The 21,369-nt window shown below is 48.6% G+C and carries 16 protein-coding genes; 9 read left to right on the top strand and 7 right to left on the bottom strand.

What is annotated here, in order from left to right; genetic code table 11:
• The first annotated feature begins 10 nt into the window (after positions 1–10).
• The 9 genes from DWX33_RS12535 (at position 11) to DWX33_RS12495 (ending at position 8,897) form a co-directional block, all read left to right on the top strand.
• Entirely contained in the window at positions 11–1,555 is a 1,545-nt protein-coding gene (locus DWX33_RS12535) for an acyl-CoA carboxylase subunit beta (protein ID WP_005855235.1), read from the top strand.
• Positions 1,556–1,567: 12 nt separating this feature from the next.
• On the top strand, positions 1,568–3,079 hold the full coding sequence (gene accC / locus DWX33_RS12530) for an acetyl-CoA carboxylase biotin carboxylase subunit (RefSeq protein ID WP_087345734.1): 1,512 nt from the start codon (positions 1,568–1,570) through the stop codon (positions 3,077–3,079).
• Between the two features lie 17 nt (positions 3,080–3,096).
• Entirely contained in the window at positions 3,097–3,621 is a 525-nt protein-coding gene (locus DWX33_RS12525) for a biotin/lipoyl-containing protein (RefSeq protein ID WP_036611924.1), read from the top strand.
• Positions 3,622–3,790: 169 nt separating this feature from the next.
• Complete coding sequence (nhaD, locus tag DWX33_RS12520; protein ID WP_005865615.1) at positions 3,791–5,218, top strand: sodium:proton antiporter NhaD; 1,428 nt, start codon at positions 3,791–3,793, stop codon at positions 5,216–5,218.
• Between the two features lie 7 nt (positions 5,219–5,225).
• Complete coding sequence (locus DWX33_RS12515) at positions 5,226–6,080, top strand: ATPase (RefSeq protein ID WP_005855243.1); 855 nt, start codon at positions 5,226–5,228, stop codon at positions 6,078–6,080.
• Positions 6,081–6,083: 3 nt separating this feature from the next.
• Positions 6,084–6,914: an N-acetylmuramic acid 6-phosphate etherase gene (murQ, locus tag DWX33_RS12510; RefSeq protein WP_036611804.1), complete on the top strand. Its 831-nt coding sequence runs from the start codon at positions 6,084–6,086 to the stop codon at positions 6,912–6,914.
• A 43-nt stretch (positions 6,915–6,957) separates the two neighbouring features.
• A complete protein-coding gene (locus tag DWX33_RS12505; protein ID WP_005855247.1) occupies positions 6,958–7,620 on the top strand; it encodes an MgtC/SapB family protein in 663 nt (220 codons plus the stop codon).
• 63 nt (positions 7,621–7,683) lie between these two features.
• The gene (locus DWX33_RS12500) at positions 7,684–8,325 is read left to right on the top strand and encodes a hypothetical protein (RefSeq protein ID WP_008774447.1); all 642 of its coding nucleotides are present in this window, start codon (positions 7,684–7,686) and stop codon (positions 8,323–8,325) included.
• Positions 8,322–8,897 carry a uracil-DNA glycosylase family protein gene (locus DWX33_RS12495; RefSeq protein ID WP_036611806.1) on the top strand — a complete coding sequence of 192 codons (576 nt, stop codon included), beginning with the start codon at positions 8,322–8,324 and terminating at the stop codon, positions 8,895–8,897. The genes DWX33_RS12500 and DWX33_RS12495 overlap by 4 nt, the downstream gene beginning before the upstream one ends.
• Positions 8,898–9,933: 1,036 nt before the next feature.
• On the opposite strand, the gene DWX33_RS22565 is transcribed toward DWX33_RS12495, so the two are convergent.
• The 7 genes from DWX33_RS22565 to DWX33_RS12460 all read right to left on the bottom strand — a co-directional run bounded on the left by DWX33_RS22565 (position 9,934) and on the right by DWX33_RS12460 (position 21,243).
• Entirely contained in the window at positions 9,934–10,305 is a 372-nt protein-coding gene (locus DWX33_RS22565) for a hypothetical protein (RefSeq protein ID WP_034532378.1), read from the bottom strand.
• Positions 10,306–10,317: 12 nt separating this feature from the next.
• Positions 10,318–11,166, bottom strand: coding sequence for a hypothetical protein (locus tag DWX33_RS12485; protein ID WP_008774445.1), 849 nt, complete (start codon positions 11,164–11,166; stop codon positions 10,318–10,320).
• Positions 11,167–11,193: 27 nt separating this feature from the next.
• Positions 11,194–12,972, bottom strand: coding sequence for a RagB/SusD family nutrient uptake outer membrane protein (locus DWX33_RS12480; RefSeq protein WP_008774444.1), 1,779 nt, complete (start codon positions 12,970–12,972; stop codon positions 11,194–11,196).
• A 12-nt stretch (positions 12,973–12,984) separates the two neighbouring features.
• Entirely contained in the window at positions 12,985–16,218 is a 3,234-nt protein-coding gene (locus DWX33_RS12475) for a TonB-dependent receptor (RefSeq protein WP_008774443.1), read from the bottom strand.
• Between the two features lie 365 nt (positions 16,219–16,583).
• Positions 16,584–17,462 (bottom strand): AraC family transcriptional regulator, encoded by an 879-nt coding sequence (locus tag DWX33_RS12470; RefSeq protein WP_009018633.1) that lies wholly within the window; start codon positions 17,460–17,462, stop codon positions 16,584–16,586.
• An 18-nt stretch (positions 17,463–17,480) separates the two neighbouring features.
• Entirely contained in the window at positions 17,481–19,679 is a 2,199-nt protein-coding gene (locus tag DWX33_RS12465; RefSeq protein ID WP_036611814.1) for an alpha-galactosidase, read from the bottom strand.
• Between the two features lie 70 nt (positions 19,680–19,749).
• Positions 19,750–21,243, bottom strand: a complete 1,494-nt coding sequence (locus tag DWX33_RS12460) for an IMP dehydrogenase (RefSeq protein ID WP_008774440.1) — start codon at positions 21,241–21,243, stop codon at positions 19,750–19,752.
• Positions 21,244–21,369 lie beyond the last annotated feature (126 nt).

Here is a 21,369-nt window from a genome sequence, read left to right as displayed (position 1 = left end):
GAGATACGCCATGAAGGAAAAAATTGAACAATTAAAAGCTCTCAACCACAAAGCTGAGTTAGGGGGCGGAGAAGACCGCATCGCGAAGCAACATGCGGCAGGTAAACTAACCGCTAGAGAAAGAATCGAACTACTATTGGAAAAAGGTAGTTTCGTGGAAATCGACAAGTTCGTGACACATACGTGCCATGAGTTCGGTTTAGAAAAACAGCGTCCATTAGGGGATGGCGTGGTCACCGGTTACGGAATGATCGGGCAACGCACGGTATTTGTTTTCGCTCAGGACTTCACGGTATTCGGTGGAGCCTTGTCCGAGACGTATGCCCGTAAGATCTGTAAGATCATGGACATGGCAACGGAACTAGGCGCTCCGGTGATCGGGTTGAACGATTCGGGAGGCGCACGTATTCAAGAAGGAGTTCGTTCCTTGGCGGGATACGCCGAGATATTCCTCCGGAACTCGTTGGCTTCGGGCGTGATCCCGCAGATTAGCGCCATTATGGGCCCGTGTGCGGGTGGAGCGGTTTACTCGCCGGCGTTGACGGACTTTATCTTTATGGTAAAACAAACGAGCTATATGTTTATCACCGGTCCGGAGGTCGTGAAAAGCGTGACGCAAGAAGAGGTTACGATGGAGAATCTGGGAGGCTCGGAAGTGCATAGCACCCGTTCCGGAGTGGCTCATTGCACGGCGGATAACGATATGGATTGTATCTTGAAGATACGTGAGTTGATGTCGTTCTTGCCGAATAATAATATGGAAGAGCCGCCATTCGTTCCTACTACCGATAGCCCGAACCGCATCGATCCGCAATTGGATCTGCTGGTTCCTACTAATCCCAACCAGCCGTACGACATGAAAGAGTTGATCCTTTCCGTGGCTGATGATCAAAACTTCTTCGAGATACAAGAGGAATATGCCAAGAACATCATTATCGGTTATATCCGTTTGAATGGAAAGACGATCGGTGTCGTGGCGAATCAACCTGCCGCGTTGGCTGGTACGCTGGATATCAACGCGTCCGTAAAGGCCGCCCGTTTCGTCCGTTTCTGCGATGCGTTTAATATACCGTTGTTGACGCTGGTGGATGTACCGGGTTTCTTGCCGGGCGTGAACCAAGAGTACGAGGGAATTATCCGTCATGGCGCTAAGTTACTGTATGCGTATTGCGAGGCTACCGTGCCGAAAGTGACCGTCATTACCCGAAAGGCTTATGGCGGCGCTTACGACGTGATGAGCTCCAAGCATATCCGGGGCGATATCAACTTCGCTTATCCAACCGCCGAGATCGCTGTCATGGGACCGGATGGTGCCGTGAATATCTTGTTCCGTAAGGATTTGAAGACCGCGGAAGATCCCGAAGGCAAACGGAAGGAATTGCAAGCCGATTACCGGGAGAAGTTCGCTAACCCGTACCGGGCCGCTGAGTTAGGCTATGTAGACGAGATCATCGAGCCGTCTATCACACGCAGCCGCTTGATCCGTAGTTTTGAGTTGCTGGCCAACAAACGGCAATCCAATCCTCCGAAGAAGCATTCCAATATTCCTCTTTAAAAACGAATCCTTATGATAAAGAAAGTATTAGTAGCCAATCGTGGCGAGATAGCGATGCGGATATTCCGCACCTGCCGGGTGATGAACATCCCGACCGTAGCGATCTATACGCATGTGGATCGCGGAGCATTACATGTACGTTATGCGGAGGAAGCCTACTGCATCTCGGAAGATGAAGCGGATACCTCTTACTTGAAGCCGGACTTGATCCTTGAGATCGCCAAGAAGACAGGAGCCGCCATTCATCCGGGTTACGGCTTTTTGTCGGAGAACGCCGACTTCGCCCGTCGTTGCGAGGAGGAGGGCGTGATCTTTATCGGCCCGAGCGCCGACGTGATCGCCAAGATGGGTATCAAGACCGAGGCCCGTAAGATCATGAAAGAAGCCGGTGTGCCGGTTGTACCCGGAACGGAAAAACCGGTGACGGACATAGAGGATGCCAAGAAGGTTGCCGCCGAGGTGGGTTATCCGATTATGCTAAAGGCGCTTGCCGGAGGCGGTGGAAAGGGTATGCGTTTGGTACATAGCGAGGATGAGATGGAAGCGGCTTTCCGTATGTCTCGTTCCGAGGCGGCCAACTCGTTCGGAAACGATGCCATCTATATCGAGAAGTATATCGAGAACCCCCATCATATCGAGGTGCAGGTACTCGGGGATAAATATGGGAACGTGATCCATCTGTATGAGCGTGAGTGCTCCATCCAGCGCCGTAACCAGAAAGTGATCGAGGAAGCGCCCTCTCCATTCGTGAAGGAGGCCGCTCGCCAGAAGATGTTGGCCGTAGCGGTGGAGGCTTGCAAGAAAATCGGTTACTACAGTGCCGGGACGTTGGAGTTCATGATGGATAAGGACCAGAACTTCTATTTCCTCGAGATGAATACCCGCCTTCAAGTGGAGCATCTGGTGACGGAGGAGACAACGGGCGTGGACTTGGTTCGCGATATGATCTTGGTGGCCGCAGGAAATCGTCTGCCTTATAAGCAGGAAGATGTGGCTTGCCGGGGGCATGCCTTGGAATGCCGTATCTATGCGGAGGACCCGGAAAATAACTTTATGCCCTCTCCGGGCGTGATCAAGGTGCGTGAGGCTCCCGAGGGACGTAACGTACGTCTGGATAGCGCCGCTTACGCCGGTTTCGAGGTGTCCTTGCATTACGATCCGATGATCGCCAAGCTTTGCACATGGGGCCGGACCCGTGAGTCCGCCATCTCGAATATGATACGTGCCTTGCGGGAATACAAGATCTTGGGAATCAAGACAACGATTCCGTTCCACCTGCGTGTGTTGCATAACGTGACCTTCTTGAAGGGGAATTACGATACGACCTTTATCGACACCAAGTTCGATAAGGAAGACTTGAAACGTCGCCAGAACAGCGACCCGACCGTCGCCGTGATCGCCGCCGCCTTGAAGCATTACGAGGAGGAGAAAGAGGCGGCCGCCCGTGCGACGACCGTTCCGCTGGTAGGGGAGTCCCTGTGGAAGCACTACGGGAAGTTACAAATGTTGGCCAATAACTTTTAATGAGAGGAGGAATGATTATGTCAAAGGCTTTAGCGACTTATTTTGCCACGGTTAACGATATTCCCGACACAGAGTTCAAGGTAGAGATTCTGGAAGACGGGCCTATCAAGAAAGTATCCGTAAACGGTACCGTTTATGATGTAGATTACAATCTGGGCGGAGATACGATCCACTCGATCATCATGAACCATAAATCTCATGGCGTACAAATATCCAGTGTTGGAGATTCCACCTATGAGGTAAAGAATAAAGGTGATTATTTCCAAGTACAGGTGATTGACGAGTTGAAGAAATTACGCCTGTCGAGAACCAGTTCCAAGACGGTCGGCCGTCAGGTCATACAGGCCCAGATGCCGGGCGTGATCCAGAAGGTATATGTCAAGGTAGGCGATGAGGTCAAGGCGGGAGACCCGCTTTGCGTATTGGTTGCCATGAAGATGGAGAACGAGATTCGTACGCCGATCGATGGGGTGGTGAAAGAGGTGTATATCAATGAGACAGACAAGGTCTCCGTGGGTGATAAGATGTTGGTTGTAGAGTGAATTGTCTCGGGGTTATAGTTTTCCCTCGAGAGAATAGGAAAGGAATCGGAGTAGTCCGGTTCCTTTCGCATGTTTGGTAAAATTATCTTAAAAAAACATTCCGTTTTTCTATCGTGTTACAGAGTTATTATTTCTACATTTGTAGCGTTTAAACCTAAATCATGAAGTTATGTTGACAGCAATGGTCATTGTGTTCCTTGTCGGTTATTTGATGATCGCATTGGAACATCCTCTAAAGATAAACAAGGCGGGAACGGCTTTGCTTATTGGTACTATCTTATGGGTTATGTACACGTACGCGGCCCCGTTTTTCATCCCAAGGGCCTCAGCAGAGGAATTCAGCTTGTTCTTGGAATCATTCCCCTCTTTGGGTTCTTTAACGTTTAAGGAACAATGTACCCGGTTCGTCGTGGAGCATCAGGTTCTGGATAGTATCGGAGAGATCGCCGAGACGCTTATATTCCTGATCGGGGCGATGATAACCGTGGAGCTGATCGATGCCCATGGCGGTTTCATGTTTATCACGAATCATATTACCACGAAGAAAAAGAAGAAACTGCTGGCGTTGATCGCCGTGATCACGTTCTTTATGTCGGCCGTATTGGACAACCTTACGACCTCAATTGTCATGATCATGCTGATCCGTAAGTTGCTCGGGAATTATAAAGAGCGGTGGGTGTTCGGCAGTATCATTATTATAGCGGCGAATAGCGGTGGCGCTTGGTCACCGATCGGCGACGTGACTACGATCATGCTTTGGGTAAGAGGAAATATCTCCACCTCATCCACGATCCCCCATTTGATCCTGCCGAGTATCGTATCGGCGTTGATCCCGGTCTTGATCGCCATGCGTTTCTTGCATGGAAACGTGACGCCCCCTAACGCATTCTCGCAAATGGAGGCGGACAATGAGTTGCTGAAGAAATTGAAGGATAAGGAGAAGTTATCGATCTTGATCATCGGTGTGTTGTGTTTATTGTTCGTGCCTGTATTCAAGACGGTTACTCATCTTCCCCCGTTTATGGGTATCTTGATGGGAGTGGGTATTCTTTGGTTTTATACGGAGATGTTATACGCTCGTAAACCGATCGATGAGGACTTGAAATTGCGCTTGTCCAAGGTGGTTCACCGTATAGACGGGGCGACCTTGTTATTCTTCCTCGGAATCCTTTTGGCGGTGGATGCCTTGCGTTGCAGCGGCGTATTGTCGGATTTCGCTTTCTGGCTGGACGATACGGTAGGCAATGTGTATGCGGTGAACCTGATTATCGGCGCCTTATCGTCTATCGTGGATAATGTTCCGTTGGTAGCGGGTGCTATCGGTATGTACCCGGTGGCTACGGACGCTATGGTGGCTGCGGCGACTGATCCGGCTTATCTGGCGAACTTCATGCAAGACGGCGTGTTCTGGCAGTTCTTGGCTTATTGCGCAGGAGTAGGTGGAAGTATGTTGATCATCGGTTCCGCCGCCGGAGTCGTCGTGATGGGCCTGGAGCGGATCAATTTCATTTGGTACTTGAAGAATATCTCGCTGCTGGCCTTGGCGGGATATTTGTCTGGTGCGGTGGTATATATTCTCCAGAATTTGATATTATAATAAGTGTATGATATTAATTGCGGATAGCGGATCTACAAAGACGGAGTGGTGCCTGGCGGATCAAGGCAGACCGGTGCGTACGGTCGTGACGGCGGGTATCAATCCCTTCTTCCAGACACGGGAGGAGATCGCCGGAGAAATCCGGGATGCCTTATTGCCCGCCTTGAAGGGTGAGCGGATCGATGCCATTTACTTCTATGGCGCCGGTTGCGCCTTCCCGGAGAAGAACCGGATCGTGGAAGAGGCGATTACGCCTTATATCCCGGCTCCCATAGAGGTGTATAGTGACTTGATGGCGGCTGCTCGTGCCTTATGCGGGAGCCGTCCGGGAATCGCCTGTATATTGGGGACGGGATCGAATTCTTGTCTGTATGACGGGACGGAGATAACGGAGCATATCTCTCCCTTGGGATTCATTCTGGGGGATGAGGGTAGTGGCGCCGTGCTCGGGAAGTTATTGGTAGGGGATTGCTTGAAGCGTCAGTTGCCGGCGCCTTTGGTTCGGAAGTTTATGGATCAATATGAGTTGACGCCCGCCTTATTGTTGGAGCGGGTATATAAACAACCTTTCCCGAATCGTTTCTTGGCTACCTTGTCCCGTTTCTTGTTGGAGAATATCACCGAGCAACCGATTTATAATTTGGTCTATACGAGTTTCCGTAGCTTTTTCCTCCGTAACGTGGCGTTATATCCGGGAGCTGATACGTACCCGATTCATTTCGTAGGCTCTATCGCCTATTATTATCAGGAGGTATTGAGAGCGGCGGCCTTATCCTTAGGCTTGAAGGTCGGTACGGTCGTACAGGCTCCCATGAACGGATTGATCCGGTATCATTTTACGAACGAAGAAAAAAATGAATGAGTTATGGCATTTCAAAAGATAACCGAGTCGGAATCGTTGTACGATAATCTGGATCAGATGTCTGTCCGGGAGTTGCTGGAAGGCATCAATAACGAGGACCGGAAAGTGGCGATCGCCGTTGGCCGGGAGATCCCGAAGATCGAGAAGCTGGTAACCCGTATCGTAGAGCGAATGCGGAGAGGCGGTAGGCTCTTCTATATCGGGGCGGGTACGAGTGGTCGCTTGGGTGTCTTGGACGCCTCCGAGATCCCTCCCACGTACGGTATGCCGAATACCTTGGTGATCGGTTTGATCGCCGGCGGCGACCGGGCGCTCCGGAATCCCGTCGAGTCGGCGGAAGACGATCTGAATAAGGCTTGGGAGGAACTTCAACAATATCATATCAATACGAACGACACCTTGGTGGGGATAGCCGCCTCGGGTACGACTCCCTACGTGATCGGCGCCCTGCGTAAGGCACGCTCCGAGGGAATCCTGACGGCCTCTATCTCCTGCAACCCGGACTCTCCGATGGCGGCGGAGGCGGAGATCGCCATCGAGCCGGTAGTAGGTCCGGAGTTCGTCACCGGAAGTACGCGGATGAAGAGCGGTACGGCCCAGAAGATGGTGCTGAATATGATCACGACCTCCACGATGATCAAGCTTGGCCGGGTGAAGGGGAACCGGATGGTGAACATGCAACTGACCAACCAAAAGTTGGTGGACCGTGGCACCCGTATGATCATGGAAGAGCTTCGTCTGGATTACGAGCAGAGCAAGAACCTCCTGCTCCTACATGGCTCCGTCCGGGAGGCGATCGATTCTTATCACCGTGAATGGCGGCTGAATCAATAAATAATTCCTATCTTTCGGGGTAAAACCTAAAAGATCGTTGATTATGATGTGGGATTTCATACTAAGACTTTTCGTGGCAGGTATTCTGGGCGCCGTTGTCGGACTAGACCGTGAGTACCGTGCGAAGGAGGCGGGTTACCGGACTCACTTCCTTGTTTCGTTGGGTAGCGCGTTGATCATGGTTGTCTCCCAATATGGCTTCCAAGATGTCATCCTAGAGAATAGCGTAAGTCTCGATCCGAGCCGTGTGGCCGCCCAAGTGGTGAGTGGCATCGGTTTCATCGGGGCGGGTACGATCATCATCCAGAAACAATTCGTGCGGGGATTGACTACCGCCGCCGGTATCTGGGCGACCGCCGGTATCGGTCTGGCCGTCGGCTCAGGCATGTACGGGCTCGGTATCGCCGCCACTTTGTTGACGCTCGCCGGGCTGGAGCTGTTGAGCGTTATTTTTAAAAGCATCGGGATGCGAAGTTCCTTGGTGGTATTCTCTACCTCCGACAAGGAGGCGATCAACCGGATCGCCCGTGTTATCTACGAGAAAGGTTTCCTGTTGGTAAGCTATGACATGAAAAGACTGGGGCATCAGGAGAAGGACGAGTACGTCGTCAGCATCGTGTTGAAAGCCCGTAAAAACACGGAGGAAAGTCCACTGTTGCTATTGATGGAGCAATTTCCGGAGGTTACGGTGGAGAGAATTGAATAGTTATTCTGTATTGGCGGTAAGTTTTCGTATATTTGCGGCTCGAAACTATTTAATAATCGTACGATGAATTTTATTTCTAAGCTATTCAAGAAGAACGTATCTGAGGCGGAAGAGGCCGGCAAAGGTTCCGTGGAGGAGTTCGTATCTTTAATCCGTGTATATTATCAAGCCGTTATGGCCGTGAACTTAGGTATCACCAACTTGAACATGCTCGCCGATATGGCTTTGTTCAAACGCATGTTGAAGATACCGACCCAGAATAACAAATTGGGTGTCGCCGAGAAATCCCGTGTGCGCAAGGTGTTGATGGAGGATTACGGCCTAAGCGAGGCTTTCTTCAAGGAGATCGACAGCTCGGTGAAGAAGAACTGCAAGAACCAGAACGATATCAAGACGTATTTCTTCATGTTCCAAGGTTTCTGCAATGACTTGTTCAACTTGCTTGGCAATCTGATGCAGTGGAAGTTCCGCTTCTCCATGCTGGTGAAGAAGTTGCTGTATAATATGACGACGAAGACGGTTCACGATATCTTGACCAAGTCCGAGTGGAAGGATATCAGCGTGCAGAAGGCCGCATGGAGCGTGCGTAAGTATGCCGAGAAACTAGGCTACTCCGAGCAATGGATCACGGACTTCGTGTATAACGTCGTGCTTCTGGCGAAAGAGGATCAGAAGAAGGAACTCAAAAAGAGCAAGGAAGCATGACCACCGAGCTGCATCCTCTAGGCTTCTTCCTCCCGGAGAATACGAGATTGCTGATGCTGGGAAGTTTCCCGCCTCCAAGAGCTCGTTGGAGCATGGATTTTTATTACCCGAATATTCAGAATGATATGTGGCGTATCCTTGGCTTGATTTTCTATGGGAACAAGGATGCGTTCCTGCGAGACAAGAAGGCGTTCAGCGAGGAGAAGGCGAAGGCTTTCTGCCGGGAAAAGGGGATCGGGATCGGTGATACCGCCATGGAGGTGATCCGCTTGAAAGCAAATGCCTCCGATAAGTTCCTTGAGGTGGTACGGCCGATCGATCCGGAAAAGGTCTTGTCCCAGATACCGGAATGCGTGGCGATCGTGGTAACCGGGCAGAAAGCGATGGATACCCTCCTCTCCGTATTGCCCGGCACGGAGGAGCCGAAAGTGGGCTTCTCGTCGGAATTTTCTTGTATGGGAAGGACGATGAGGCTGTTCCGTATGCCTTCATCCTCTAGAGCTTATCCGAGGCCGTTGGAGGAGAAGGCCGCCGTTTACCGGGGGATGTTTGAGACGTTGGAGATGGTGTGAGGCAAGTCTGCCATACAGCATTCCTCGTTTACGCCCCACCTCTTCAAGGAGTGCGGTAAGCTCGGAAACGTCCTATCTGAATGATGTCCAATTATTTCTTTCGTGTATATACATATTTTAAGTACTTGATGCGACATTAGAACAGGAGAAACGCTGCGATATTTGCGACGTTATTCAGTTTAAAACGTCCGATTATGGAGTTTAATGCACGAACTTATTTTCAGTAAGGTACAGTTGTAGCATCTTATCGCCGTAAGATGTATGATCTTACTGTTGTAGGATGTATTATATTACCGTTGTAAGATGTATCATCTTTCACGGATACTTGACATCTCCTTGTCTTGCGTCTTTTAGCAAAGTGACAGTTTGTAAATTTAAGTCATGGAGAATCGATTCTTTCGGGTAAAGGTAAGGTATGCTCCCGAAAACGAAAGAAAAAAACGACAATCGATTGGTTGATAGGCTAATGTTGAATAACGGCCTTTTATTCTAGCGGAATTTATTCATCGTATTTCATGTTTTGGGGGCAGGAAGGGAAGAAAAACGGTGCTACAATAGGGTTATAACAGGGTAAGAATGCCCATTCGCGACTACTCATAACCCTATTCTTGACTACTTACGATGCCCAACGGCAGTATCGGCGTTGCCTAATACGACTAGTTACGCAGGCTTCCGGCACCTATTGTGTGTGGAAAACGCTGTATTTTAACAAAAAGGGGTGCTTATTGCTACTGCTTTCTCGCTATTTCGCTAGGTTTGGAAAATAGGTGTGTCAAGGTAAATGTTCTATGGAAATCAAAAAGATGGCCGGAGAGCGGTTTGGTTGACGGAAGGATATTTGCAGGGCGAGTACCGTGTAAGATAAAAAGAGAGGAGACGGAACGATAAACGCTCCGCCCCTCTTATATAACAAGAATGAATTATTGGGATAATCTCATCATAAAATATTGCTAGTGAGATACATCTTCTTCATTTATCCGATCAGAGATACTCAATGTCACGGAGAACATTGAGTATCGTGATATTCATTTTTAGATCAATTATTTACGTAAAATCCAATATGCCCAGTTGCGCCGCTAAAAGTTATGACAGATCCTACTTGAACTGTAGATCCATTACAAGAGACTCTATATCCCTTATCTATGGAAACAACTTTATACTTTCCATGTTCAACAAAGTAAACCCATGGACCTCCACTATAAAAACCACTGGTGATAGTATATTCCATGAAATTTTGATCTTCAATAACCATTGATATATGGGCGTCCTGATTTTGAGCTGTAACGTACATTTTTGAATACCCTTCTCTTTCTGCGGCATAGGAAGGTGATGGACCATTTACGTCAGCATTGATATTAATAACAGTTGTTGTTAATAGTGCAAATAGAATGAATAATACTTTCTTCATGATATATTTTCTTTATTTTCTTGTTTTAAAATTCCAGAACCAAGCCTCTCCCCAATCACCTGCGCCGGGTTTCGGAGCCGCTAGTTTAAGATGCTCACCATCCGCTTCCAAGATGTGATATTCATATTGAGGAGCGAAGGTATCATCAGTGTCTCCCATTTTCACCAGTCCTAATAAAGGAATGGTTCCGGTGAACGTTAATGTACCTTGATCCCAACCTTCTTTGGCTACAGCGGATAAGTCCCATGCGATTGTTCCGGATTGACCGCGGCTGGTTTCTACTTTCTTGCCAGCCAAGGTAAAAGTCATCCAACCTTCTAACCCATCTTTGGCATATCCTTTCTCAGTACATTGTTGGTCGATGTCTGTGGCTTGAACTTGCCACCATTCCGGACCTGTGCTTTCCATATAAGCACCATTTCCCCAAAGGCCGTTGCTGGCATCTGTATCCCAAACCCAAGTTACAGAATTATACTCCGGTCCGAATAATCCTTCATAAATAGAAGGCACATCCACATACTCGGAGATCGTCACATCGTTAGAGAAAGAGGTGATGGAGCCGTCTTGGTTCATAGCCCGGACGGTCAAGCTCGTGAGGGGAGGAGTGCCTATGATGGAACCTTCGGTTCCGGTGGCTAGGATGGCCCCGTCTTGATCCAATACCTGTACCGTCAGTGTGGGATTGGTGGAGAAGGTGAACTTGTTTTGTCCGGCCGTCGTTTGCGTAAGCGCTACACGGGCTTGCAGATCCGCCTCGGTTAAGTTGGCGGATATGCCCGGATCACTTTCTGTGATTGGGTCGCAGGAAACCATCATTCCTGCGATCAATGCCATTGCTATATAATATATATTCTTTATCATGATTGTATATTCTGAATTAAAAGGTTATTAATTAGCCCAGCCATTGTACTCGGCGTCCGCTCCCCAACCTTCGTTCTGCTGGAGTTCACTGGAGAGTGAGATCTGGCTCTCAGGTATCTTCATGAAACCGGCGGAGGTGTTGTAGCGGGAGGCGTAACCACCATTTTGCGCCTTGTTCGTGGCTGGATTACCTGCGATGTAGATAGGCGTACCTATCTGTTTCTGCAAGGCAGCGGCGGCAATGTGCCAGCGGCGGATGTCGTTCCAACGGGTACCCTCCAAAGCTAATTCCCAACGGCGCTCGTTTTGCAGAGCTTGGAGCGAGTAGCCGATAGCCGGAAGGCCGGCACGTTCCCGCACCTTATTCATACCGGTGGCATCTCCCTTGAGCTCGGATTGCATCAAGAGAACGTCAGCGAAGCGGATCAATACCAAGTCGTGGATGTTGTCCAAGGCTTGGTTATTCGCGCCTTGCGTCCAGCCATCGATTCCGTACATCTCGTTCTCGAAGGTCTTGAAGTAGCCACTCTCGTCATTGGATGTCTTGCATGCGACAGGAGACCATTTCATGGCATAGTAGTCCGTTTCCTGTACGAAGTCCGCCCAACCGCCTTTGTTATAAGCGGGTAATTTGTCCGTACGATATACGGAAGCGTCGCGACGCATGTCATTTGGTTCTGCGCTTGCCCAATCGTTCACGAAATTCGGTGCTACAGGCCCGGCTCCCCAACCTTGTCCGAAGGGGAAGGTATTTGCTATGTCTTGATCTCCGCGAAGACCGAAATGAAGCGCATAACCATTGGCGAAAGCGATGGTAGTATTCCAACTGGCCAGCTTATTGAACTTGATGGCGAACATAGATTCCGGGTTGACGGCGTTATCATCCTCTACCCATTTCAATCCTTTTCCGGCGGTGTATTCGAAATCGTTCACCGTGCAACGGTTCGTGTAAGCCCAAAGGCTACGGAAGTCGGATGCTAAGGAATATCCGGAATTGTTCACGCAATCATCGATATAAGAGATCACTTGATCCTTCGTTAGGGTAGAGCCGTCGGCCAAGGTGACGGAGGTCAGCGGGTTGTAAGTGGCGCTGGTCAAGGCGGCTATATCTTCGCCATTCCCGTACATGCCGGTGTAGAACAACCAAGCACGGCCTAACATGGCCTCGGCGGTGTACTTGTCGACGTGTCCTGCCTCAAGGGATGACGTACCTCCACGCCATGCGGGCATGATGTCGGCGGCTGTCTTAAGGTCTAGCAAGATCTGTCCCCAGATCTCGGCGGGGCTTGCCTGTGGCACGTCGCTTGTCTGGGATGTAGTGATTAGGGGTACACGATTGTACATCGAGGCTAGCTCGTAGTAGAAATAGGCACGCATGAAGAGAGCCTCGCCCATCAATTGGTTACGTGCTTCCGTGGAAGGAAAGTCCGGACAGTTATCCAAGGTCTCTATGGCGCTGTTGGCACGGAATACGCCGGCATAACGGTCTTTCCAGAACTGGCGGGTCATGTCGGACTGATAGTTGCAGAGCAGGTCCATGGCCTGCATCAGCTTGTCGTTCGAACCGCCCCCGCCTAGCGCGTCATCGCTGGCTAGTTGGGCGTAATAAAGGAACGATCTCTCGGGGTTGGCGCAAACGGATGCCATGCTGGCGTAAACGCCTGCTATCATTTGCTGGGCATCGTCGTACGACTCCGGGAATGTAGCGGTTGTCTTCTCTGTGTAATTGGTCGTGTCGAGCATGTCCTCACAACTGGAGAAGGCTACGGCAGCGCCCATACATATTGCATATATTAACTTTTTCATGTTGCTTTTCTCTTAAAATTTAATGTTAACACCTACCATATAAGTTCTGGGTGAAGGATAAGAACCTAAGTCGATACCTCTTGCCCAAGGATTGTCCTCGCGATAACTATCGTTCGTACCGATTTCGGGGTCCATACCCTTGTATCCCGTGAAGGTGAAGAGGTTCTGGGCGCTTACGTACAGACGTAATTGCGGCAGTGGGCAGTTCTTCCATAGGTTCTTGAAGTCGTAGCCCAAAGTAACGTTCTGGATGCGGAAATAGCTGGCGTCTTCCACGAAGATATCGGATATCTGTTGGAAGTTGACACCTGTGTTACCCGGAACCAGACGAGGATAACGATTGGAGGTTCCCTCACCGTGCCAGTACTCAAATACCTCGGAGGTGTAATTCTCCACGTTGCCGTCGGTAAACTTACGATAAGAGCGCATATTTTGTTGTCCGAAGGCCCCATAGGTGGTTACCGCTAAATCGAATCCTTTGTAACCAACGTTGAAGCTTAGACCCATCGTGATATCCGGGTGCGGGTTGCCGACTTCGGTCTTGTCGTCCTCGTTGATCACGCCGTCGCCATTCACGTCTACGAATTTCAAGTCGCCCGGTTGGATGGAGCTACCTTGCAGGGAGTTGGCTGCGTTGCCTTTACAGTTCTTATCCAGATAAGCCTGCACGTCGTCGGCGTTTTGCATGACACCTTCCGTTTTATAGGCCCAGAAATAACCGATCGGGTGTCCTACTTCCATACGGGATACAGGACGTGTGTTCTCGGCCAGTACCTTGTCCGGACCTAGGATGTAACCGTCTTTGTTGTTGATCTGCGTAACCTCGTTCTTGTTATGGGCAAGGTTTAGGTTCACGCCATACGTCCAGTCGCCCTTCTGGTCGTTCCAGCCTAAGCCGATCTCGACACCTTTATTTTCCACGGTACCGCCGTTGATATAGGGAGCGTTCGTTCCGTAAGAGTCTAGGATCGGGGCAACGATCAACAGGTCCTTGGTTTTCTTGTTGTACCAATCGAAGTTCAAGCTCAATCGGCCGCTTAGGAAACGGGCATCCAGACCAAGGTCTAACTGCTCGGAAGTCTCCCATGTCACGTCCTCGTTCGGCATGATGCTGGCATAACCGCCTTGCGTGGCCGTACCCTTGTTGTTGCCGAAGGAATATTGTCCGAGGTGGTCGAACGCTACGGTCGAGAAATATTGGAAGTTATCGATATTACAGTTACCGTTCTGACCCCAGCTGGCACGGATCTTCAAGAAGTCCATCCAGTCGTGCGTGCTTTCCATGAAATCTTCATTGCTCACGACCCAACCAGCCGATACGGAAGGGAACGTACCCCAGCGTTTACCACGGGCGAAGTTCGAGGAACCATCCGTACGTAAGATCACGCTAGCCATGTATTTCTCGTTGAAGTTATAGTTGATACGTCCGAAGAATGACGCTAAGGCGTTATCCCCTGTCGGATATCCTTTGGCTGAGGTCGGTTGCGAAGCCATGCTATTGCTGATATAAGCCCGGTCCCAGTCGGAGAACAGAAGGTCGTTCGCCGTTGCCTCCAGATACTCACCCATACCGAAACCGCTCTTCTTGAAGGATTGACCGACTAATACATCGAAGTTGTGTTTCTCGATGTTGAAGGTGTAGCTAAGCGTATTCTCGATCTGCCAGTCCCAACCAGTCGTCATGTTCTGGGTAACCTCATTGGTTAGTTTCTGATCGGTAGAGGTTAGTTTATAAGCCGGACTGTAGCCACGGTAAGAGCTGGAGTTCTGTTTGTAGCTGACCTGTCCTTTATAGATGAGTCCCTTGATTGGTTGTACCTTCAAGTAGCCAACCATAGTTAATCCGTAGTTTTTGCTCTTGTTGTTTCCACGGGAGGAGTTGACCATTGCGGCGATCGGGTTACTCGTATAAGAGTTGTAGTTGAACCAACCGGCCTTGTTCAAGTCGTCATACATATAGTAATCCCCGTTCTCGTTATAGATAGGAACCAGCGGGTTGGCACGTAACATCCAAGAGATGTCGTTACCGTATTGATTACCCTCGGAGATACCGGAAGATTCATTATGATTATAGTACAGGTTCTCGCCGAATGTGATGATATCCAAGTCACCCTCTTTCCACAAAATATGTTCAGAGTTCATGCGAACCGTGAAACGTTGGTAGTCGGAAGCGACCGGCTTGCCTAGCGTACCTTCCTGTTTCGTGTAGGATACACCCGTAGAGAATTTGGAGCGTTCCGTACCACCGGCCAAGTTCAGGGAGTGGCTGGTAGTGATGGCGTTCTTGTTGCGGATTGCGTCAAGCCAGTTGGTACCCTCATCCTCGCCGCTCATGTAACGGTTGTACTGTTCTTGTGACATGTAATTCGTCCACGTGTAAGGTTGGTTACCCGTGTTGAAGTTCAGTTGGTCCATGACTGCCATGTATTCCTTTGCATTCAGCAAGTCCGGCATTTTGTATACGTTCTGGAAACCTACATAGCCGTCGTAACTAACCTGTAATTTACCCTGTTTGCCCTGCTTTGTCGTGATCAATACAACACCGTTGGCCGCACGTGAACCGTAGATCGCGGCGGAAGCGGCATCTTTCAATACGTCCAAGCTCTCGATATCGGCGGGACTTAAGGAATTGATGTCGCCTTCGACGCCATCAATAATGTATAGCGGAGTCGTGCTGCCGTTCGTTCCGGCACCACGAATGTTGATATCGAAACTCTTACCCGGCTGGCCGGAGTTCGCTACGATATTGACGCCCGGGCTTTGGCTCTGCAAGGCACCTAGCGGGTTTGTCGTGTTTAATTTTTGGATATTCTCTCCCTTTACTTGAAGGGTAGCACCTGTCACTAACTTTTTCTTTTGTACACCATAACCTACTACCACTACCTCGTCCAAGCTCTGTGAGTCCTCTTTCAAGGTGATCTGTAGGGTGGATGTCTGGGCGGTTACGGGAATCTCTTGGGTCATATAACCGATGTAGGAGATCTCTATGATAGAGCCGGGGGCGGCCTCTAAGCTGAACTTTCCATCCAAATCGGTTATCACTCCATTGGTCGTCCCTTTCACTATTACATTAGCACCGATGACTTCCATTCCTGTTGCGTCTTTCACGGTACCAGTGATTCTTTTTGTTTGTTGCATGACTTCCATCGAAGTACTAGGGGCGGCTAACATTTGTGGTGTGCCACCTAGCTGGAAGGCCATACATGCGCCTAAAAACAGCGTCGTTTTCTTAATTGTTGAATTCATTATTTTTTACATTAAATCATATAAGGCTAAACTAAAATTCATTTACTCAATAAGGTCATTAGCGGTTAACTGCTAAAAACATTAGATTCTCGGTCCTTCCTCATAGGCAATTGTTTTTTTGTTGTTAATATGCATTGTTAATTTCTGTCGCAAAATTACGTCGGATCCCAAGTGCGTTCAAATACTATTTTATCCAAGAATAATACTTTTTTGCCGGAGTGTATTTTTAACACATCGATGGGGTAGCCGTAGGCATGAAAGCCTTTGTGACTGGTCGCAAAGATAGAAGTGTGAAGGAAAAGAGAAGGGGGGATTTTGTATAGAAATAGGGGGGGATATGTATTTATCCCTGTTAAAAGGCTCTCTTATACAATGATTTTTGTCTTTTTGTAGTTATCCCGGAACTCTTTGGGAGAGCAGCTTTTCTTTTTCTTAAAGATACGGTTGAAATTCGAGAGGTTATTGAAGCCGCAGTCATAACAAATCTCCGCGATGGATCGTTGCGTGTCCACCAACATGCGGGCGGCGTAACCGATACGGATATCGGTGATATAGTCGGAGAGGGTCTTCCCGGTCCTCAACTTGAAGAAACGGCTGAAAGCGGAAGGGGCCATACCTACGAGTTCCGCCAGTTGGTTTAGGCGGATATCCTGTTGGTATCGTTCGTTAATGTAATTTTGTACTTTCTGGATACGACGGCTCTCGGAATGGATATCTGTTATTTTAGCGAATGAGGAGCTGGCCAATACTTTGTAGTTCTCCTCGACAGAAAGCTCATATAAGATGGTTAAGAAGTTGATGACCGCATAAAAGCTTTGCTCCTCGGAAACCAGCTTTTCCAGTAAATGGTAAACCTTCAGGATGGAAGACATCGGGAAACTGATGCCGCATTGGGCTTTCTCCAACATTTTCCGGATACTGTTGAATTGGTTTTTCTCCAATAGATTCTTCCCGAAGAGATCGGGAGAGAACTGGACCGTGATCTCATGGATCAGAGGCGATTTACATGCGTTCTGCTCCCAGACATGCTCCAGTTCTTTCCCGGTTATCAATACTAACTCGTATTCTCCGATCACTTCCGCGGAGTCACCGACCACACGCCTTACCCCCGGAGCGTGCTCAATGAAATTGAGCTCGTACTCCGAGTGGCAATGGATCGGATAGGTAAATTCTGTCTTACGCCGGTCTACGATGTAAAAGCAGTCCTTTTCCGATAGTGGGGTTATCTCGCGGATAATGTCCATTCTCTGTTGACAATTTAGTTAGTGAGCCTCGGTCAGCTCTATGACCTTGCTATGGACATGAGCCGTAGAGAATACGTTCATTCCTATTTTCATCAAGAAATCTCCGCTGAAGGTACCTCCGTCGGTAACCAAGGTCGATTTCTGGCCCGGCATGAGGTTTATCTCTTGTACCTTATATTTCTTATTCGGGTCCAATCCTTGTAGCTTTACGGGGAAAGTCTTTTCTTCGAAGCGAGGGTGGATATCATAAACGAATAGGACGGATTTGCTTTTTGCCTTATCCACGTACATCACGGATGAATGGTTGGTATCGTAAGGGGAGACTAGACGGTACAGATCGCCGTCGAGGATCGTGCCCTTTAGACGTTTGTAGTTGGCAACTGCTTCTTGGCAGTATTTCATCTCGTCATCGTTCATTTCCTTCAAGCTGATATCGAAGCCCATCTTACACATCATGGCCACGTCGGTACGGAACTTGATGGAGGTATTCTTGTTCCAGCTAGTCACGTGGGCGCACATTGCCTTTGCCGGGAAGAACTGGGAGAATCCCCATTGGATATACAAACGCTCGATCGGATCGGTGTTGTCGCTGCACCAGAATTCCGTGAAATATTTCAATGCCTCGTAATCACAGCGGGCACCCCCACCGGAGCAAAGCATGATCGGTAGGTGAGGGTATTTCTCGGCTACCCGTTTGAATACGTTATAGACACCTCGTACATGGTCGATATACAATTGATTCTGCTTCTCTTTAAGATAGGGGGAATAGACATTGGTAATCGGGCTGTTGCAATCCCATTTGAAGAAAGCCAGATCCGGATTCTCGATCATGATATTATCCACCACGCTGAATACATAATCCTGTACTTTCGGGTTACTTAAGTCTAAGACAAGTTGGTTGCGATAGTAATAGGTCTCACGATTCGGTAGATGGATCGCCCAGTCCGGGTGTTTCTCGAAAAGTTCGCTCTTGGGGTTTACCATCTCCGGCTCGATCCAGATACCGAATTTCACGCCGGCATCTTTAGCGGCCTGCACCAGATGAGGAATGCCGTTCGGCAACTTATCGTGTGTAACCTCCCAATCGCCCAATCCGGCCTTATCGTTTTGACGAGGGTATTTATTAGCGAACCAACCATCATCCAGCAAAAACATATCTACACCTAGATGCTTGGCTTCTTTCATTAGTTCCTCCAATTTCTTCTCGTTGAAATTGAAACCGGTCGATTCCCAGTTGTTCAGTAGGGTAAGTCGATCGCCTTTACCATCCTTGATCTGGTAATTACGTGCCCAATCATGGATATCACGACTGGCTTTTCCGGTTCCTTGATTACTCAACGTAAAGATAAACTCAGGAGTGACGAACCATTCGTTCGGTTTCAATTCATAGGCGGACGCATAGGGATTGATGCCGGAGATGACACGAAGGTTACCGGCGTTGTCCACCTCGAACGTAAAGCGGTAGTTTCCAGTCCAACCGATCGTTCCCATTAAAACATCTCCTGTATTCTCGCTGGCCGGGGCACCTAACCCAATCTCAAAAAACGGGTAAGCGTGCATGGCGGCACGGGAGCCTAGTTTCGTATCGATAATCTTTTTCCCGAATTTCAAGTCTTGGCTGCTCATCTGTACTTCTTTGGCCCAGTCACCGCTAAACTCGGTTAATACATAGCGAGGACTCTCGAAATAAAGCATATTGGAAGCGTATTGGGTAATCGTGACCGGTTTTTTCTCCATATGACGAATCTCAGTCCAAGCCTTGATCACGTTTTCTTTAGCGAAGGTTACATAATGTAATTTAGCCTCCACTGGGTATACATCGTCTTTCAGGGAGATAATTGTTTCCGTAACGTTATTGTCTAGTTTCTTAGATTCGCTGGAAACATACTTGAATATGCTAGTCATGTTTCCGTCGTTATGCTGGATGGCGAAAGCTGGTTCGAAATAATCTTCCGCTCCTGAGCAAGGATATACTTCCCATCCACGGGTTGATACGCTGCCATCCGTTCCGGCTTGGATATTCCATGAGAGGTTCTCAAATTCGGATTCGTTTACTAATTTATTCCCTAGATAAGTTTGGTAGAGCCGTCCATTGGGGGCTACTTGTAAAATCAAGTCCGTCTCATTGGTTGAGATTAAGATCATCTTTTGATCGGCGGCTTTTACGAATGGCAAACAAAAACACAAAAGGATAACTGTAAGTAATAGATTTTTCATGGTAAATTATTTGAATGTGTAAATAGTAGAGACGTAGCGTGCCACGCCTCTACTAGAATACATATTGTAATTAATTCTGCTCTTTCAGGATCACGTCGTGAGCGCCACCCTCAACGATACTCGTAGAGGAGACAAGCGTGATCTTGGCATGCTGCTGCAACTCTTGGATAGAGATGGAACCGCAGCTACACATCGTAGCGATCATCTTACCCAATGTTACGTTTAAATTATCTTTCAATTTTCCGGCATACGGTACATAGCTGTCCACGCCTTCCTCGAATTTCAAGGATTCGTTCCCACCCATGTCATAGCGCTGCCAGTTCTTCGCACGGTTAGAGCCCTCACCCCAATACTCCTTCACGAAGTTGTTTCCGATTTTCATCTTCTTCGTAGGAGACTCGTCGAAGCGGGCGAAATAACGGCCCATCATCAAGAAATCGGCACCCATAGCCAACGCCAATACCATATGGTAATCGTGTACCAAGCCACCATCGCTACAGATAGGGATATAAACGCCGTGTCTCTTGAAATATTCGTCGCGAGCTTTCGCTACGTCGATCAAGGCGGTAGCCTGTCCGCGACCGATACCTTTCTGCTCACGGGTGATACAGATGGAACCACCACCGATACCTACCTTGATGAAATCCGCTCCGGCGTCAGCCAAGTAGTTGAAACCATCTTGGTCAACCACGTTTCCGGCACCAACCAGTACCTTGTCTCCGTAGGTATCCTTGATCCAGTGCAAGGTCTCGTACTGCCATTCGGAATAGCCGTCGGAAGAGTCGATACACAATACGTCAACGCCAGCCTCTACCAATGCCGGAACACGTTCCTTATAGTCGCGGGTGTTGATACCGGCACCTACTAATAATTTCTTATCTCCGCCGGATAACTCTTTCGGATTCTCACGGTGGCTATCGTAGTCCTTGCGGAATACGAAGTATTGAAGCTTCTGATCCTTGTCGATGATTGGCAATGTATTCAACTTATGATCCCAGATAATCTGGTTCGCCTCTTTCAAAGTCATACCTAGCTCGCCAACGATTAGTTTAGTGAACGGGGTCATGAAATCTTTCACCTTCATGTCGATCGGGTCTTTGCCTTCACGGTAATCGCGACTGGTTACCATACCTAGCAATTTGCCGTTAGGCGTACCATCATCTGTCACACCAATCGTAGAATGTTCTGTCCGGCGGACTAGCTCAAGCACGTCGGCCAAGGTATTCTCGGGCGTAAGGTTAGAGTCGCTGATAACAAATCCGGCCTTGAATTTCTTTACTTTGCGAACCATATCCGCTTGGCTCTCGATCGGTTGCGAGCCGAAGATGAAGGAAAGTCCTCCGTTGCGAGCCAACTCGATTGCCAGTTTAGGGCCGGAAACCGATTGCATGATCGCTGAAACGAAAGGAATATTTAATTCAATAGCGGATTTCTCGCCAGACTTGAATTTCACAAGTGGCGTTTTCAATGAAACGTTTGCGGGAATACATTCTTTGGTGGTTAAACCGGGAATAAGTAAATACTCACCAAATGTTCTCGATACATCGTTTAAGTAGATTGCCATAAGATTTTATATTTACAGGATGAGTTTTTTTAATTGTGCAAAAGTAGCGATTTCTGTTCATATATGAATCACATGTTTACATGAAATGTTCGAAATATGCGTCCCGCAACATTTATAGTTATGGAT

Origin of the sequence: Parabacteroides sp. AF19-14 (assembly GCF_003635485.1) — a bacterium.
Lineage (GTDB): Bacteria > Bacteroidota > Bacteroidia > Bacteroidales > Tannerellaceae > Parabacteroides > Parabacteroides distasonis.
Note: the sequence above shows the minus strand (reverse complement) of the source record. Positions and strands in the feature narration are given on the sequence as shown.

What these genes read in the sequence shown, in the direction of transcription:
- DWX33_RS12500 (WP_008774447.1), top strand. Translation starts at nt 7,684, where the DNA reads ATGAATTTTATTTCTAAGCTATTCAAGAAGAACGTATCTGAGGCGGAA.
- accC (WP_087345734.1), top strand. Translation starts at nt 1,568, where the DNA reads ATGATAAAGAAAGTATTAGTAGCCAATCGTGGCGAGATAGCGATGCGG.
- DWX33_RS12535 (WP_005855235.1), top strand. Translation starts at nt 11, where the DNA reads ATGAAGGAAAAAATTGAACAATTAAAAGCTCTCAACCACAAAGCTGAG.
- DWX33_RS12465 (WP_036611814.1), bottom strand. Translation starts at nt 19,679, where the DNA reads ATGAAAAATCTATTACTTACAGTTATCCTTTTGTGTTTTTGTTTGCCA.
- DWX33_RS22565 (WP_034532378.1), bottom strand. Translation starts at nt 10,305, where the DNA reads ATGAAGAAAGTATTATTCATTCTATTTGCACTATTAACAACAACTGTT.
- DWX33_RS12485 (WP_008774445.1), bottom strand. Translation starts at nt 11,166, where the DNA reads ATGATAAAGAATATATATTATATAGCAATGGCATTGATCGCAGGAATG.
- DWX33_RS12505 (WP_005855247.1), top strand. Translation starts at nt 6,958, where the DNA reads ATGATGTGGGATTTCATACTAAGACTTTTCGTGGCAGGTATTCTGGGC.
- DWX33_RS12495 (WP_036611806.1), top strand. Translation starts at nt 8,322, where the DNA reads ATGACCACCGAGCTGCATCCTCTAGGCTTCTTCCTCCCGGAGAATACG.
- DWX33_RS12460 (WP_008774440.1), bottom strand. Translation starts at nt 21,243, where the DNA reads ATGGCAATCTACTTAAACGATGTATCGAGAACATTTGGTGAGTATTTA.
- DWX33_RS12525 (WP_036611924.1), top strand. Translation starts at nt 3,097, where the DNA reads ATGTCAAAGGCTTTAGCGACTTATTTTGCCACGGTTAACGATATTCCC.
- DWX33_RS12480 (WP_008774444.1), bottom strand. Translation starts at nt 12,972, where the DNA reads ATGAAAAAGTTAATATATGCAATATGTATGGGCGCTGCCGTAGCCTTC.
- DWX33_RS12515 (WP_005855243.1), top strand. Translation starts at nt 5,226, where the DNA reads ATGATATTAATTGCGGATAGCGGATCTACAAAGACGGAGTGGTGCCTG.
- murQ (WP_036611804.1), top strand. Translation starts at nt 6,084, where the DNA reads ATGGCATTTCAAAAGATAACCGAGTCGGAATCGTTGTACGATAATCTG.
- DWX33_RS12470 (WP_009018633.1), bottom strand. Translation starts at nt 17,462, where the DNA reads ATGGACATTATCCGCGAGATAACCCCACTATCGGAAAAGGACTGCTTT.
- DWX33_RS12475 (WP_008774443.1), bottom strand. Translation starts at nt 16,218, where the DNA reads ATGAATTCAACAATTAAGAAAACGACGCTGTTTTTAGGCGCATGTATG.
- nhaD (WP_005865615.1), top strand. Translation starts at nt 3,791, where the DNA reads ATGTTGACAGCAATGGTCATTGTGTTCCTTGTCGGTTATTTGATGATC.